The organism is Nonomuraea sp. NPDC001684 (assembly GCF_053596515.1).
This window is the reverse complement of record NZ_JBSFGJ010000002.1, coordinates 71,386-85,197: the sequence shown is the minus strand read 5'-3', so window position 1 is coordinate 85,197 and position 13,812 is coordinate 71,386. Positions and strand designations below refer to the sequence as shown.

General features: G+C 71.5%; 14 protein-coding genes. 5 read left to right on the top strand and 9 right to left on the bottom strand.

Translation table 11 applies throughout. The features are described 5' to 3' along the window. Positions 1–205: 205 nt before the first annotated feature. Positions 206–1,105: an EamA family transporter gene (locus tag ACWCSD_RS01200; RefSeq protein ID WP_449912333.1), complete on the top strand. Its 900-nt coding sequence runs from the start codon at positions 206–208 to the stop codon at positions 1,103–1,105. Here ACWCSD_RS01200 and hemL read toward each other — a convergent pair. From hemL to ACWCSD_RS01165, 7 genes are all read right to left on the bottom strand, one after another. Continuing rightward, positions 1,047–2,336, bottom strand: coding sequence for a glutamate-1-semialdehyde 2,1-aminomutase (gene hemL / locus ACWCSD_RS01195; RefSeq protein WP_397154613.1), 1,290 nt, complete (start codon positions 2,334–2,336; stop codon positions 1,047–1,049). The genes ACWCSD_RS01200 and hemL overlap by 59 nt on opposite strands. A 48-nt stretch (positions 2,337–2,384) precedes the next feature. Next, positions 2,385–3,014: a bifunctional DNA primase/polymerase gene (locus ACWCSD_RS01190; RefSeq protein WP_352357287.1), complete on the bottom strand. Its 630-nt coding sequence runs from the start codon at positions 3,012–3,014 to the stop codon at positions 2,385–2,387. A gap of 128 nt (positions 3,015–3,142) precedes the next feature. Continuing rightward, positions 3,143–4,126, bottom strand: coding sequence for a porphobilinogen synthase (hemB, locus tag ACWCSD_RS01185; RefSeq protein ID WP_397154615.1), 984 nt, complete (start codon positions 4,124–4,126; stop codon positions 3,143–3,145). Then, positions 4,123–5,628 (bottom strand): bifunctional uroporphyrinogen-III C-methyltransferase/uroporphyrinogen-III synthase, encoded by a 1,506-nt coding sequence (locus tag ACWCSD_RS01180; protein ID WP_352322533.1) that lies wholly within the window; start codon positions 5,626–5,628, stop codon positions 4,123–4,125. Before ACWCSD_RS01180 ends, hemB begins: the two co-directional genes overlap by 4 nt. 35 nt (positions 5,629–5,663) lie before the next feature. Then, positions 5,664–6,569 (bottom strand): hydroxymethylbilane synthase, encoded by a 906-nt coding sequence (gene hemC, locus ACWCSD_RS01175; RefSeq protein ID WP_364327342.1) that lies wholly within the window; start codon positions 6,567–6,569, stop codon positions 5,664–5,666. Next, positions 6,566–7,822, bottom strand: coding sequence for a glutamyl-tRNA reductase (locus ACWCSD_RS01170; RefSeq protein WP_449912328.1), 1,257 nt, complete (start codon positions 7,820–7,822; stop codon positions 6,566–6,568). The genes hemC and ACWCSD_RS01170 overlap by 4 nt, the downstream gene beginning before the upstream one ends. Beyond that, positions 7,819–8,496 carry a redox-sensing transcriptional repressor Rex gene (locus ACWCSD_RS01165; protein WP_449912326.1) on the bottom strand — a complete coding sequence of 226 codons (678 nt, stop codon included), beginning with the start codon at positions 8,494–8,496 and terminating at the stop codon, positions 7,819–7,821. The genes ACWCSD_RS01170 and ACWCSD_RS01165 overlap by 4 nt, the downstream gene beginning before the upstream one ends. 113 nt (positions 8,497–8,609) lie before the next feature. Between ACWCSD_RS01165 and ACWCSD_RS01160 the strand changes: the two genes are divergently transcribed. Further along, complete coding sequence (locus tag ACWCSD_RS01160) at positions 8,610–8,843, top strand: glutaredoxin family protein (protein WP_352322537.1); 234 nt, start codon at positions 8,610–8,612, stop codon at positions 8,841–8,843. Positions 8,844–8,853: 10 nt separating this feature from the next. Here ACWCSD_RS01160 and ACWCSD_RS01155 read toward each other — a convergent pair whose 3' ends face one another. Beyond that, positions 8,854–10,248: a putative quinol monooxygenase gene (locus ACWCSD_RS01155; protein WP_449912323.1), complete on the bottom strand. Its 1,395-nt coding sequence runs from the start codon at positions 10,246–10,248 to the stop codon at positions 8,854–8,856. A gap of 288 nt (positions 10,249–10,536) precedes the next feature. Here ACWCSD_RS01155 and ACWCSD_RS01150 point away from each other — a divergent pair, with 288 nt between their 5' ends. From ACWCSD_RS01150 to ACWCSD_RS01140, 3 genes are read left to right on the top strand one after another with little or no spacing between them, the layout of a single operon-like run. Then, entirely contained in the window at positions 10,537–11,100 is a 564-nt protein-coding gene (locus tag ACWCSD_RS01150; RefSeq protein WP_357966288.1) for a sigma-70 family RNA polymerase sigma factor, read from the top strand. A 60-nt stretch (positions 11,101–11,160) separates the two neighbouring features. Next, the gene (locus ACWCSD_RS01145; RefSeq protein WP_449912321.1) at positions 11,161–11,811 is read left to right on the top strand and encodes a DUF5667 domain-containing protein; all 651 of its coding nucleotides are present in this window, start codon (positions 11,161–11,163) and stop codon (positions 11,809–11,811) included. 10 nt (positions 11,812–11,821) lie between these two features. Further along, positions 11,822–12,703, top strand: a complete 882-nt coding sequence (locus ACWCSD_RS01140) for an HAD family hydrolase (RefSeq protein WP_449912319.1) — start codon at positions 11,822–11,824, stop codon at positions 12,701–12,703. A gap of 95 nt (positions 12,704–12,798) precedes the next feature. Here the strand turns inward: ACWCSD_RS01140 and ACWCSD_RS01135 are convergent, their stop codons facing one another. Beyond that, complete coding sequence (locus ACWCSD_RS01135; protein ID WP_449912317.1) at positions 12,799–13,812, bottom strand: LCP family protein; 1,014 nt, start codon at positions 13,810–13,812, stop codon at positions 12,799–12,801.

Below are 13,812 nucleotides of genomic sequence, written 5' to 3'. Positions count from 1 at the left end.
TGAGCCGGTTCAGGTCCAACATGTAAGCCAGACTAAAGGGTTTAGCGTAGAAAGTCTCGCTTGTCCTTGTATCTGAAGCAGATGAAAATATATGCATGCGAATCATTAAGAGCAGGAAGCCCGAGACCCGTTCCACCTCGTACCTGAAGGTCCTCGCCGAGCAGGCTCGCGAGCAGCGCAACCGGTACCAGAAGACCCGCTCTGCGTGAGCCCCCGCCACCTCGCCCTCGCCGTCGGCCTCGCGGCCGTGTGGGGCTTCAACTTCGTCGTCATGCAGGTCGGCCTGAAGCACTTCCCTCCCCTGCTGTACGCGGGGATCAGGTTCACCCTGGCGGCGTTCCCCGCCCTGCTGCTCGCGGGGCGGCCGGGAGTCCCGTGGCGCTGGGTCGCCGGGGTGGCGGCCACTCTCGGAGTGGGTCAGTTCGGCCTGTTGCTGGTGGGCATGCGAGCGGGCATGCCAGCCGGACTGACCTCTCTCGTCCTGCAGATGCAGGCGTTGTTCACCGTGCTGTTCGCGGTGACGCTGCTCGGCGAGCGGCTCACCGCCCGCCGCGTCCTCGGCCTGGCGGTCGCCTTCGGCGGCCTGGCCCTGGTCGCGTTCGACTTCGGGGTGTCCGGCCCGCTGGGCGCCTTCGCCCTGTGCGTGGCCGCCGCCGCGGCCTGGGGGCTCGGCAACGTGGTGCAGCGCAGGGCCGCGCCGCCGGACTCGCTGCGGTTCATGGTGTGGGTGAGCGCGTTCTCCGCGCCGCCCCTCCTGCTGCTGTCGCTGCTGGTCGAGGGGCCGCCCGTGCTGACGGCCCCCGCCGAGGGCTGGTTGTCGTTGGCCTACGTGGCCTTCGTCTCGACGCTCGGCGGGTTCGGCGTGTGGGGCTGGCTGCTGCGCCGGTACGACGCCTCGACCGTGGCGCCGTACACGCTGCTGGTGCCGGTGTTCGGCATGTCTTCGGCCGCGCTGGTGGCCGGCGAGCCCCTGTCCTGGACCGAGCTGCTGGCCGCGGCCCTCATCGTCGCCGGCGTGCTGTACGCCGGCACCAGGCCGCGCCGGGCTACAGAACCGCCGCGGCCGCCTTCGCCGCTGCCGGCAGGGCCTCGGCTATCCGGTTGAGCGCCTCGTCATCGTGCGAGGCCGACAGGAACCACGCCTCGTACGCCGACGGCGGCAGGTAGACGCCCTGGTCGAGCATCGCGTGGAAGAACGCGGTGAAGGCCGCCGTGTTCTGTGCCTTGGCCTGGTCGAAGTTCGTCACCTCGCCCTCGGCGAAGAAGATCGAGAACAGGCTGCCGGCACGCTGCAACCGGTGGGGCACGCCCGCCTTCGCCAGCGCCTCGGCCGCCGCGTCGCCCACCGCGAGCGCCGCGGCGTCGATGCGCGCGTAGGCGTCGGCGTCGAGGGCGCGCAGGGTCGCCAGGCCCGCGGCGCACGCCAGCGGATTGCCGGACAGCGTGCCCGCCTGGTAGACCGGGCCCTCCGGAGCCAGGAAGGCCATCACGTCGGCCCGGCCGCCGAACGCCGCAGCGGGCAGGCCCCCGCCCATGACCTTGCCGAACGTCATCAGGTCGGCGTCGACCGGGTCGAGGCCGTACCAGCCGGCGGACGAGACGCGGAAGCCGGTCAGCACCTCGTCGACGATGAGCAGCGCGCCGTTGGCCGTGCACAGCTCGCGCAGCCGGGCGTTGAACCCGTCGCGCGGCGGGACGACGCCCATGTTCGCCGGGCACGCCTCGGTGATCACGCAGGCCACCTCGGCGGCCGCGAACGCCTCCGCCACCGCCTGGATGTCGTTGTACGGCAGCACGATCGTGTCGGCCGCCGACGCCCCGGTCACCCCGGGGGTGTCCGGCAGCCCGAACGTGACCACTCCCGACCCGGCCGAGGCCAGCAGGGCGTCGACGTGCCCGTGGTAGCAGCCGGCGAACTTGATCACCTTGGACCGCCCGGTGAAGCCGCGCGCCAGGCGCACCGCGCTCATCGTCGCCTCGGTGCCGGAGCTGACCAGGCGCACCTTCTCGACCGGCGCCATCCGGGAGACGATCTCCTCGGCCAGCTCGACCTCGCCCGGCGTGGCGGTGCCGTAGGAGAAGCCGTGGGCGACCGCGCCGGAGACGGCCTCGACGACCGCGGGATGCCGGTGGCCGAGGATCATCGGGCCCCAGGAGCAGACCAGGTCGACGTAGCGGTTGCCGTCGACGTCGGTGATGTACGGCCCCTGGCCCGAGGCCATGAAACGCGGCGTGCCGCCCACCGCGCCGAACGCGCGCACGGGCGAGTTGACGCCGCCGGGCACCACTTCCCTGGCGCGGGTGAAAAGACCTTCGGAGTTCTGTGTACGGCTCACCCGACCCAGGTTAGTCCCGCAGGTCCGTGCCCCCGCCGCGGGGCGTGCTCAGTCGGCGAGCCATTCCAGGATGCGCAGCGGGTCGGGCAGCGGACGGCCGTCCGGGGGCCGGAGCCAGGAGACCGGCTGGCCCGAGGGCAGCATGGAGGGCGGCGCGAGCACGTAGCTGTCGCGGCAGTGCCAGCGCAGGCCCGGCGTGTCGTCGATGGTGGCCGGGTCGCAGTCGAGCTGGCAGGACCACCACTCGTCCTCGTCCTCGGGGTTGCCGCGGGTGGCCACATAGAACAAGACCCGGTCGCCTTGAGCGGCGACCGGGCCTGGGTGGGCTCCGGCGGCGTCGATCCTGGTGAGGGCCGACAGGCCGGCGGCGAGCGGTACGTCGAACACGTCGAACACGCGCCCTGTGGGCAGGATCACGTTGGCCTCCGGCTCGCTCTCCCACCAGCGGGTCAGCAGCGTCGTGTCCGTCGTGGCCTGCATGTGCCAGGCGGGCGAGAGCGGATGGGCGCCGGGGTCGGGACAGCCGACGCGGTCGCACGAACACGCGCGCGGGCCGTGCCGCAGCGGAAAGGCTCCCGGCACCACGGGCCAGCCCAGGGACGCGTACTCCAGCACGGAATCGATGCGTGTCGGGCGCGACCGCTTTCTGGTACGCCGAGCCAGTGGTACCCCCACCATGGTGTCTCCCGTCGAGTCAGCGCCTGAGGAGGTCCCGGCTCCGGGCCGTTCGCACACCGCGGGACACACCAGCACTTGTCATCGCACTCTAACGCACACGCCTCAGGAGTTGACGGGAAACCCCTTGGTTAGAGCTGGCGCGCCACTTCCGTCGCCCAGTACGTGAGGATCATGTCCGCGCCGGCGCGCTTGATGGCGACCAGCGACTCCATGATCGTCCGGTCGCGGTCGATCCAGCCGTTGGCCGCCGCCGCCTCGACCATCGCGTACTCGCCGCTCACCTGGTAGGCCGCCACCGGCACGTCGACCGCGTCGCGCACCCGGGTGATGACGTCGAGGTAGGCCAGCGCCGGCTTGACCATGACGGCGTCGGCGCCCTCCGCCAGGTCGAGCCTGACCTCGCGCAGCGCCTCCTCCAGCGGCCCGGCCGGGTCCTGCTGGTGGGTGCTGCGGTCGCCGAACTGCGGCGCGCACTCGGCGGCCTCGCGGAACGGCCCGAAGAAGGCGGAGGCGTACTTGACGGAGTAGGACAGGATCGGGACGTCGGCGTGGCCGGCCCCGTCGAGCGCGGCGCGGATGGCGCCGACCTGGCCGTCCATCATGCCGCTCGGCGCGATCATCTGGGAGCCGGCGGCGGCCTGGGCCAGCGCGATGGAGGCGTAACGCTCCAGCGTGGCGTCGTTGTCCACCTCGCCGGACGGGGTCAGGATCCCGCAGTGGCCGTGGTCGGTGAACTCGTCGAGGCAGGTGTCGGCCATGACCACGAGGGCGTCGCCGACCTCGGCGGTCACCTCGCGCAGCGCGACCTGGAGGATGCCGTCGGGGTCGTCGGCCGCCGACCCGGTCGCGTCCTTGACCGCGGGGATGCCGAACAGGATCAGGCCGCCCACGCCCGCCTCGGCCGCGTCGTGCGCGGCCTTGCGCAGCGAGTCGCGGGTGTGCTGGAACACGCCCGGCATGGACGACACCGGCTGCGGCGCGTCGATGCCCTCCTTGACGAACAGCGGCAGGATCAGGTCCGCGGCGTGCAGCCGCGTGCCCGACACCATCCGGCGCAGCGCCTGGCTGCGACGCAGGCGCCGGGGACGTGCGACGGGGTACTGGGCGCTCACTTGGCTCTCCTCCTGGCGCCACGGCGGTTCTGGGACGGCCTGCGCGGGCTGTCACCCGCGGCCACGGCCGCCTGGCGCTGCTTGGCACCGAACTCGGCCAGCGCTGCGGCCAGGGCTGATGCGGATGGCTTGTCGGACATGACGTCGACCCGGAGCCCGAACTCCTCGGCCGTCTTGGCCGTCTGCGGCCCGATCACCGCGATCACGGTGACGTTGTGCGGCTTGCCCGCGATGCCGACCAGATTGCGCACGGTGGAGGACGAGGTGAACAGCACGGCGTCGAAGCCGCCGCCCTTGATCGCCTCGCGGATGGGCGCGGGCGGCGGCGCGGCGCGCACCGTCCGGTACGCCGTCACGTCGTCGCACTCCCAGCCCAGCTCGGTGAGCCCGGCCACCAGCGTGTCGGTCGAGATGTCGGCCCGGGGCAGCAGCACCCGGTTGATCGGGTCGAGCATCGAGTCGTAGGGCGGCCACTCGGCCACGAGCCCTTCGGAGGACTGCTCGCCCGAGGGCAGCAGGTCGGGCTTGACGCCGAACTCGACCAGGGCCCGCGAGGTGGCCTCGCCCACGGCGGCCACCTTGAGCCCGGCGAAGGCCCGCGCGTCGAGCCCGTACTCCTCGAACTTCTCGCGCACCGCCTTGACGGCGTTGGCGCTGGTGAAGGCCACCCACTCGTAGCGGCCGGTGACCAGGCCCTTGATGGCGCGGTCCATCTGCTGCGGCGTGCGCGGCGGCTCGACCGAGATGGTCGGCACCTCCTCGGGCACCGCGCCATAGGCCACGAGCTGCTCGGACAGGCTGCGGGACTGCTCCTTCGTGCGCGGCACCAGCACCCGCCAGCCGAACAGCGGCTTGGTCTCGAACCACGACAGCCGCTCGCGCTGCCCCACGGCCTCGCCGACGACGATCAGCGCGGGCTCGGTGAACCCGGCGTGCTTCAGGTCGGCCTGGAGCCGGCCGAGCGAGGACACGACGGTGTACTGCTCGGTGGTGGTGCCGCCGCTGCTGACGGCGACCGGCGTGGTGTCGGGCTTGCCGCCGGCGATCAGCGCCTTGCCGATGGCGACGGCCTCGGCGATGCCGTTGTAGATCACCAGCGTGCCGCGGGTGGCGGCGTGGGACGACCAGTCCTGCTCCTGAGCGGCGTCGACGACGCGGAACTCGGGCACGGCCGTGGCCGCCGGGATGCCGGCGTAGGTGAGCACCGCGGTCGCGGGCGGCACGCCGGGCACGATCTCGAAGTCCACCTCCGCCGCCACGCAGGCCGCGACCTCGTCGTCGATCGAGGAGAACAACATGGGGTCGCCCGCGCACAGGCGCACCACGAGCTGCCCGGCCTTGGCCCGCTGGACGTAGTCGCCCTCGGCGACCTCGACGCCCTCGCGGCAGTGCTTGAGCAGCGGGCCGGACTGCTCGTCGTCGAGCACGACGGCGTCCGCCTTGCCGAGAAGTTCGGCGGCGCGGAGCGTCAGCAGGTTGGGGTCACCGGGACCCGCCCCCACGAAGGCGACGAAACCGGAGGTTGGACTATCGGAGCTCAATGGGATTGCTCCCCCATCAATCTGTCGGCCCCTTCGGCGATCATCTCGGCCGCCAGGAGGCGGCCCAGCTGTGCAGCCTCCGAAGGAGAACCGGCGGCGGACTTGCGGACCGCTTCGCGGCCGTCGATGGAGACGACCACTGCGGTCAGGTTCAGAGTGTGCCCGTGATCGGCCGCGAAAGCACCCACGGGTGCGGCGCAGCCTGCTTCCAGGGCGGACAGCACGGCGCGTTCGGCGGTCACCGCGCTGCGCGTGCGCGGGTCGTCGAGCACGGAGAGGGTCTCGATCAGGTCGGTGCGCGCGGCCAGGCACTCCACGGCGAGCGCGCCCTGGCCGGGGGCCGGCAGCAGCTCCTCGACCTCGAAGATCTGCGCGATCTCGCCGCCGCGGCCGAGCCTGGTGAGCCCGGCGCTGGCCAGCACGACGGCGTCGAGCTCGCCCGCGGCGATCTTGCCGATGCGCGTGTCGGCGTTGCCGCGGATCGGGACGTACTCCAGGTCGGGGCGGAGCGCGCTCAGCATGGCGACGCGGCGCGGCGAGCCCGTGCCGACCCTGGCCCCTGCGGGCAGGTCGGCGAACTTGTGCGAGCCGACCAGCGCGTCGCGGTGGTCGTGGCGCTCGGGGAGCGCGGCCAGCGTGAAGCGCGGGTCCTGCTTGGTCGGCAGGTCCTTCAGCGAGTGGACGGCGAAGTCGATCTCGCCCTCGACCAGCTTGTCGCGCAGCGCGCTGACGAACACGCCGGTGCCGCCGAGCTGCGCCAGGTGCGCCTTGGTCACGTCGCCGAAGGTCGTCACGCCCACCAGCTCGACCGGGTGCCCGGTGCGCGCGGTGAGGGCGTCGGCCACCATCTGGGACTGCGTGGTCGCCAGCATGCTGCGGCGGGTGCCCAACCGCAGGTTCACAGCTCCACCTCCCTCACGGCCGCGGGCATCTTCGGATCGAGATTGAACAACTCACGCAGGGCTTCCGCATAATGATCGCCCCCTGGACCGGCGGCGAGCTGCTTGACACGCACAGTCGGCTCGTGAAGCAGTTTGTCAACGACCCTCTGCACGGTCATGGCGATTTCGTCCCTGGCCTTGTCCTCGAGATCGGGCATGCGCATCATCAGGCGGCCCAGCTCGGACTCCACCACGCCCGCCGCCTTGCTGCGCAGCGCCACCACGGTCGGGGTGACGCGGGCGGCGCGGGCGGCGTCGAGGTAGGCGTTCAGCTCCTCGGCCACGAGCGCGCGCACGGACTCCACGGCGTCGCCGCCGCGCGAGCCGACGCCGGACTCCTGGATCGTCTCCAGGTCGACCAGCGTGACGCCGGGCACCTCGCGCACGGCCGGGTCGATGTCGTGCGGCAGCGCCAGGTCGAGCAGGAACGCGCCCCTGGTCAGCATGTCGGGGGTGATGACGTGCCGCCCGGCGCCGGTGCAGGTGATCACGATGTCGGCGTCCGCCAGCTCCTCGCGCACGGCGGCGAACGCGACAGCCCGGCCGCCGACCGACTCGGCCAGCCGCGCGCCCCGCTCGTACGTGCGGTTGGCCACGACGATGTCGGTGACCCCGGCGCGCTGCAGCGTGACGGCGGCCAGCGAGCTCATCGAGCCCGCGCCCACCACCAGCGCCCGCCGCCCGGCCAGGTCGCCGGCGAGCGCGAGGCCCGCCGAGACCAGCGAGGGACCCGCCTGGTCGATGCCGGTGTCGGTGTGGGCGCGCTTGCCGACGCGCAGCGCCTGCTGCGTCAGCTCGTTGAGGGTCGCGCCGACCGTGCCGTGCTTCTGGGCGAGCTTGAGCGCCTGGCGGACCTGGCCCAGGATCTGGCCCTCGCCGACGGCCATGGAGTCGAGGCCGCACACCATCGAGAACAGGTGCTCGACGGCCCGCTCCTCGTAGTGCACGTAGAGATGCGGGGTCAGCTCGTCGGCCGGCACGCCGGAGTGGACGGCCAGCAGCCCGCTGATCGAGGTGACCGCGGCGTGGAAGCGGTCGACCGTGACGTAGATCTCGACCCTGTTGCAGGTCGAGATCACCATGGCCTCCGCGACGCTGGTGTCCTGCTGCACGTCGTGCAGCAGCTTGACCAGCGCGTCACCGGTCACCGAGACGCGTTCGAGAAGCGCCACCGGAGCGGTCCGGTGGCTGAGTCCGATCGCCAGAACACTCATTGACCGTCCACCGCCATGAGTGGCCCCCCAGCTTTGCGTTGCTCGTGGAACGCGAGAATCTGCAGTTCGATTGACAGGTCGACCTTCCGGACGTCGACGGTGTCCGGAACGGTGAGAACGACTGGGGCGAAGTTCAGGATGCTGGTCACGCCCACGGCGACAACACGATCGCACACTTCCTGCGCCGCTACCGCCGGTGTCGCCAGTACCACGATCGAGACTCCACGCCGCTTGATGACGGCTTCCAGTTCGTCGATGTGCTCCACATTCAACCCCGCGATGGTGTCGCCCACGACTTCGGGGTCGGCGTCGAAGAGCGCGGCCACGCGGAAGCCCCTGGAGACGAAGCCGCCGTAGTTCGCCAGGGCGCGGCCGAGGTTGCCGACCCCGACGATCGCGACCGCCCAGTCCTGGGTCAGGCCGAGTTCGCGGGAGATCTGGTAGACGAGGTACTCCACCTCGTAGCCTACGCCGCGGGTGCCGTACGAGCCGAGGTGCGAAAGATCCTTGCGGAGCTTGGCCGAGTTCACGCCCGCGGCCACGGCCAGGTCCTCCGAGCTCACGGTCGCGACGCCGCGCTCCGCCATCCCGTGCAGCGCCCGCAGGTACAACGGAAGCCTGGCGACCGTCGCCTCGGGGATGCCGCGGTCACGGGACTGGGACGTGCTCTTCACGTGCCGGAGCTCCAGGGAACGGGCGGTGGGGACCGCTGAACGGATTAGAACCGTCTTTCAGGTTAATCCCTTTGTGAACCGATGCACAAAGTAGGGGCGCTACGGTTGGGGACATGCATCGCATCACCTTGCTCGGCAAACCCGGCTGCCACCTCTGTGACGACGCCCGCGCGGTCATCGCCAGGGTGGCCGGAGAGCTGGGCGTGCCGTGGGAGGAGGTCAGCATCGACTCCTCCGAGGAGCTCAGGGAGAAGTACTGGGAGATGATCCCGGTGACGCTGATCGACGGCGTGCAGCACGACTTCTGGCGGGTCGACGAGGCCCGCCTGCGCGCCGCCCTCGCCTAGGACACGACGGTCAGAACATGACGGTGGGCAGCGGCACCACCTTCGCGGCGTTGACGTTGAGCTCGATGACGTTGGTGGCCAGCACCATCGCCTGACGCTCGTTGAGGAACCGCTCGACGTGCGGCTGGCGCTGGTGGTCGCGGTAGGCGACCTCGTCGCGGTAGAGCTCGTAGACGATGCGCTGCAGGGGCGCCGACTTGACGGCGTGGCAGGCGTAGACGAGCGTGTCGGGCTCGCCGCGGCGCACGGCCTCGACGGTGGCCTCGGCCAGGCGGTCGAACGCGTCGCCGGCGCCGTCCATGATCGTGAAGACGGTGAGCAGGCCGTAGATGCTGGGCGAGGGCCTGCCGCCCGCCTGCTGGGGCTGCGACGGGGCGAACAGTTCGGCGCCCGGGTAGGCCACGCCGGTGCCGGGCATCGAGTAGTCGGGCCGGGAGGGCTGGGCGTCCATGCGCGGGGAGGTGTCCATGCGCGGGGGCGGGGAGCCGTTCATGATGTAGCCGGTCGCGGGGCCCGAGTCGGGCGCGGCCCCCATCCTGGCGGCATAGTCGACCTGCTGGTCGCCCGCCCGGTACTCGGCCACCAGGTCGCCCAGGCCGGGCGAGCGGCGCGGGGGCGCCACGGGAGGCGGCTCGGCGGCCGGCACCGGCACCGGCACGGGCTCGGGCGCGACCCTGCGGCCCGGTCGGCGCTCCACGTCGTCGTGCGGCGTCTCCAGGTCGTCCTCGTCGTCCTCGTACGGCGCCAGCGGGCGCAGCACGGTGTACCAGATCGCCGCCGCGCCCACCGCGAGCAGCGCGGTGGTGAACAGCGGCGGCACCGAGAACCGCATGGCCCCCACCAGGGCGATGCTCGACGGCGCGATGACCAGGACCGCATGGAGGTTGTCGGTGTCGTACTCGTCGCCGCCGCGCCACTTGAGCCCGGCCACCACCACGCACGCCAGCAGGACGAGCACGTCGATCGTGTGCACGCCGATGAGCAGCTTGTCCGGGATGAGCCCCCACATGGCCGAGCCGGACGGCAGCGACTTGCCCAGGTCGGTGGACCTGAGCGGGTCGAAGGTCAGGATCGCGACGGAGACGACGGTGAGCGCGATGCCGAACAGCCAGGCCAGGAACCTCGGCGGCACCTTGTCGGACAGCAGCTGGATCAGGCCCACGGCCAGCCAGAGCGGCGCGAGCAGCGACCCGGTCACCTGGTAGAGGCGGAACGTGACCGGCCCGAACCCCAGGACGTAACCGACGCCGATCGCGGCCAGCGACAGGCACAGGGCTCCAGCTGCAACGGTCCAGGCGATCAACCACCCCTCGGGCTCGTCGCGCAGCCGGCGGATCAGGGCTCCGGTCGCGACGGCGGCGAGGAGCGCACCGGCAAGGGCTATGACAGCAACGAGGATCTCCATGGTGACTCCAATGCTGCCGGACGATGCCTCCCGGCCGGTAGCCGAAGAGGAAACAGGCGCTCCATGAGGGGCTTCGCCGCAGGCTGTGGGGTAGGCGCCTATACGGTATAGGGCGATTACTCGTAGCCAGGCCAGCAGGCGCGGATTGTGGAATTTCCAGTTGATTTCTAGAGTATTCGAGCACGCCGCACCCCTTACCCCTAGGGATACCGGATGCCTGATTCGTGGCCGTTCGCCGGGCTGCTTGCTCCAGCGGTCGCTGGACCTGCCCGGACGGGCGAGCTTGGCGTGCGCGAAGAAGTGCCCGACGACATCCGCACGCTGGTGCTGCACGCCAAGAACGGATGCACGGACTCCTTTGGCACGCTCTACGACCGCTATGTGGACCTCGTCTACCGCTACATCTACTTCCGGGTCGGCTCCCACCAGCTCGCCGAGGACCTGACCAGCGAGACCTTCCTGCGCGCGCTGCGCAGGATCGGCGACTTCACCTGGCAGGGCCGCGACTTCGGCGCCTGGCTCGTCACCATCGCCAGGAACCTGGTGGCCGACCACTTCAAGTCCGGCCGCTACCGACTGGAGATCCCGACGGGAGAGCTGATCGACGTGCCGCTCGAAGGCGCGCACATCCCGGAGAACGCGGTGGTCACGGCCATCATGAACGACCGGGTGCTGCGCGCCGTCCGCGATCTCAATCCCGACCAGCAGGAATGCGTGGTGCTGCGCTTCCTGCACGGCCTCTCGCTCGCGGAAACCGCGTTGATCATGGGGAAGAAGAGTGGAGCGATCAAAGCGCTGCAGTTTCGGGCCATTCGAACGCTCGCCAGGGCACTCAAGCACGACCTGGCGTAACCTCTCCCACCCGCACCTCGTTAGGCCAGTTGGCACGGCTGGATCCCTCAGGGAGCTGTCATGAGTAGGGCGCGCAGGCGGCGGGAGCTCGTCATCGAGCGTCTCACGGAGCTGCACGGCCCGTCTCTGGGCGGCGGGCCCGAGGCGGCGTTCCGCGAGCGCCTGCGCGAGGACCTGGTCTCCGGCCGCCTGCTGCTGACGGCCCCCGACGAGGAGCCCGCGCCGGTCCCGGCCGTGCCGTCCGTACGCCGCCGACGCCGTCCGCTGCTGTCCCAGGTCGCCACGCTCGGCCTGGCGGGGGCCATGATGGTGGCGTCCTTCGCCACGTACCAGGCGGTCCCGGGCGACACGCTCTACCCGCTCAAGAGGGCCGCGGAGAGCACCCTCGTGCACCTGAGCACCGACGACGCCCAACGCGGCGAGCGCGAGCTGGCCTCGGCCGAGACCCGCGCCAAGGAGGTCGCGAGCCTGCTCGGCTCGTCCACCGACAGCCCGCTGGTCGGCCAGACGCTCAAGGACATGGAGGACTCCACCCGCTCCGGGATCAGCCGGCTGACGCGTACGCAGCCCCGCTCGTCCAAGATCAAGAAGTTCGCCCAGAAGCAGCGGGAGACGGTCGAGCCGATGCTGGACCACCTCAACGAGGCACAGAAGGGACAGGCCGCCGGCTACCTCGACTACATCGAGGGGCTCGTGGCACCGGCTAGGTAAGCTGAACCGCATGTGGCGGCTAATGCGACGACGACACGAGGTTGGGGCCGAGGCCGCCGGCGAGGCCGCGGCGCGGGCGGCGGTCACCGTCGCGCCCACCGAGCCGGTCGAGCCGGACCTGGAGGCGGCGGCCTTCTTCGACGTCGACAACACCATGATGCGCGGCGCGTCCATCTACCACTTCGCCCGCGGGCTGGCCACGCGCGGCATGTTCACCACATCCGATCTGCTGAAGTTCGCCGTCGGCCAGGCCGTGTTCCGGCTGCGCGGCAACGAGAACCCGGAGCACATCGCGGTCGCCCGGGAGACCGCGCTCGCCTTCGTCGCGGGCGCCAAGGTCGACGACGTCGTCCGCCTCGGCGAGGAGATCTACGACGAGGTCATGGCCGACCGCATCTGGGGCGGCACCCGCGCGCTCGCGCAGAGCCACCTCGACGCCGGCCAGCGCGTCTGGCTCGTCACGGCCACGCCCGTCGAGCTGGCCCGGGTCATCGCCCAGCGGCTCGGCCTCACCGGCGCGCTCGGCACGGTCGCCGAGACCGCCGGCGGCGTCTACACCGGCCACCTGGTGGGCGACCTGCTGCACGGCCCGGCCAAGGCGGAGGCGGTGCGCGCGCTGGCCCGCCGCGAAGGGCTCGACCTGACCCGCTGCACGGCCTACAGCGACTCGGCCAACGACCTGCCGATGTTGTCGCTGGTCGGCAGCGCGGTGGCGATCAACCCCGACAGCGAGCTGCGCGAGCACGCCAGGAAGCACGACTGGCCGGTGAAGGACTTCCGCACCGGCCGCAAGGCCACCATGACCGCACTGCCGATCGCGGCCGGGGTCGGCGCGATCGCGGGCGGCGTCGCGGCCGGCATCGCCCTGCGCAGGCACTACCGCTCCCACTGACCGCCCGCCCACGAGGCCGCCGACGGGGCCACCGGCGCGGCCCGGCGGCGTGGACGGCTCCTTGACGTCCACGGCCGGGCGCGCGCCGGCGCCGGTCATCGCAGGCGTTCGAACAGCTTCTGGGCGTCCGGCTGCCGCCACTCGATCCGGTTGGGGTCGTCCTGGGCCGGTTTCCAGGGCACGGTGACGAACGCCACCCGCGTCGCGGACGTGGCCCTGGCCAGCTCGACCATGGCCTCCAGGCTCAGGTCCGTCTTGACCGACTTGCGCACCTCGCCGACGAAGTCGCGCAGCCGGGCCGGGTCGGCGGCCGTGCTCCTCGCCTTCTTCAGCATCGCCAGCAGCAGGATCTGCTGCCGCTTGATCCGCTGGACGTCCGAGCCGTCGCCGTAGCGGCGCAGGCGGGCGTAGCCGAGGGCGCTCTCGCCGTTGAGCATGACCTTGCCCGCGGGCAGTTTCAGCTTGGACGCCTTGTCGTCCACGGGCGACCTGAGCGTGATCTGCACGCCGCCGAGCGCGTCCACCATGCCCTTGAAGCCGGCGAAGTCGACCTCGACCGTGTGGTCGATGCGGACGTCGGTGAGCTTCTCCAGCGTCTTGACCAGACAGCCCGCTCCCCCGGTGTTGTACGCCGAGTTGATCATGTCCTTCCGCGCCGGGTCGGACCCGCACGACGGGATCTGCACGATCGAGTCGCGCGGCACGCTGACCCCGACGGCCTGGCCGCGGTCGGCGGGCACGTGCACGAGCAGGATGGTGTCGGAGCGCCTGCCGCCCTTGTCGGGCGTCCTGGCCATGGCGGGGCCGTAGTCGGCGTTGCCCGGCCCGCCGCGCGTGTCGGAGCCGATCACCAGGATGTTGCGGGCGCCGGTGATGTCGACCGGCCGCACGCCCGTCGACGGAGCGGCCACGATGTTGCTGTTGACCAGCATGGTCGGCACCGCGACGGCCGCGGCCGTGCCCAAGGCGACCAGGCCGGCCGTCCAGTAGGCGTTCCATCGGCGGCGCGGGCGCTCCCGCAGCAGGCGGTCGCGCTGGCGGGCGAGCGTCGGGGGCGGCTCGTGCTCCAGTTCCCCGCCGAGGTCGCGGAGCATCCGCAGGTCGTCCAT

What these genes read in the sequence shown, in the direction of transcription:
- ACWCSD_RS01190 (WP_352357287.1), bottom strand. Translation starts at nt 3,014, where the DNA reads ATGGTGGGGGTACCACTGGCTCGGCGTACCAGAAAGCGGTCGCGCCCG.
- ACWCSD_RS01170 (WP_449912328.1), bottom strand. Translation starts at nt 7,822, where the DNA reads ATGAGTGTTCTGGCGATCGGACTCAGCCACCGGACCGCTCCGGTGGCG.
- ACWCSD_RS01160 (WP_352322537.1), top strand. Translation starts at nt 8,610, where the DNA reads ATGCATCGCATCACCTTGCTCGGCAAACCCGGCTGCCACCTCTGTGAC.
- ACWCSD_RS01155 (WP_449912323.1), bottom strand. Translation starts at nt 10,248, where the DNA reads ATGGAGATCCTCGTTGCTGTCATAGCCCTTGCCGGTGCGCTCCTCGCC.
- ACWCSD_RS01145 (WP_449912321.1), top strand. Translation starts at nt 11,161, where the DNA reads ATGAGTAGGGCGCGCAGGCGGCGGGAGCTCGTCATCGAGCGTCTCACG.
- ACWCSD_RS01140 (WP_449912319.1), top strand. Translation starts at nt 11,822, where the DNA reads ATGTGGCGGCTAATGCGACGACGACACGAGGTTGGGGCCGAGGCCGCC.
- ACWCSD_RS01135 (WP_449912317.1), bottom strand. Translation starts at nt 13,812, where the DNA reads ATGGACGACCTGCGGATGCTCCGCGACCTCGGCGGGGAACTGGAGCAC.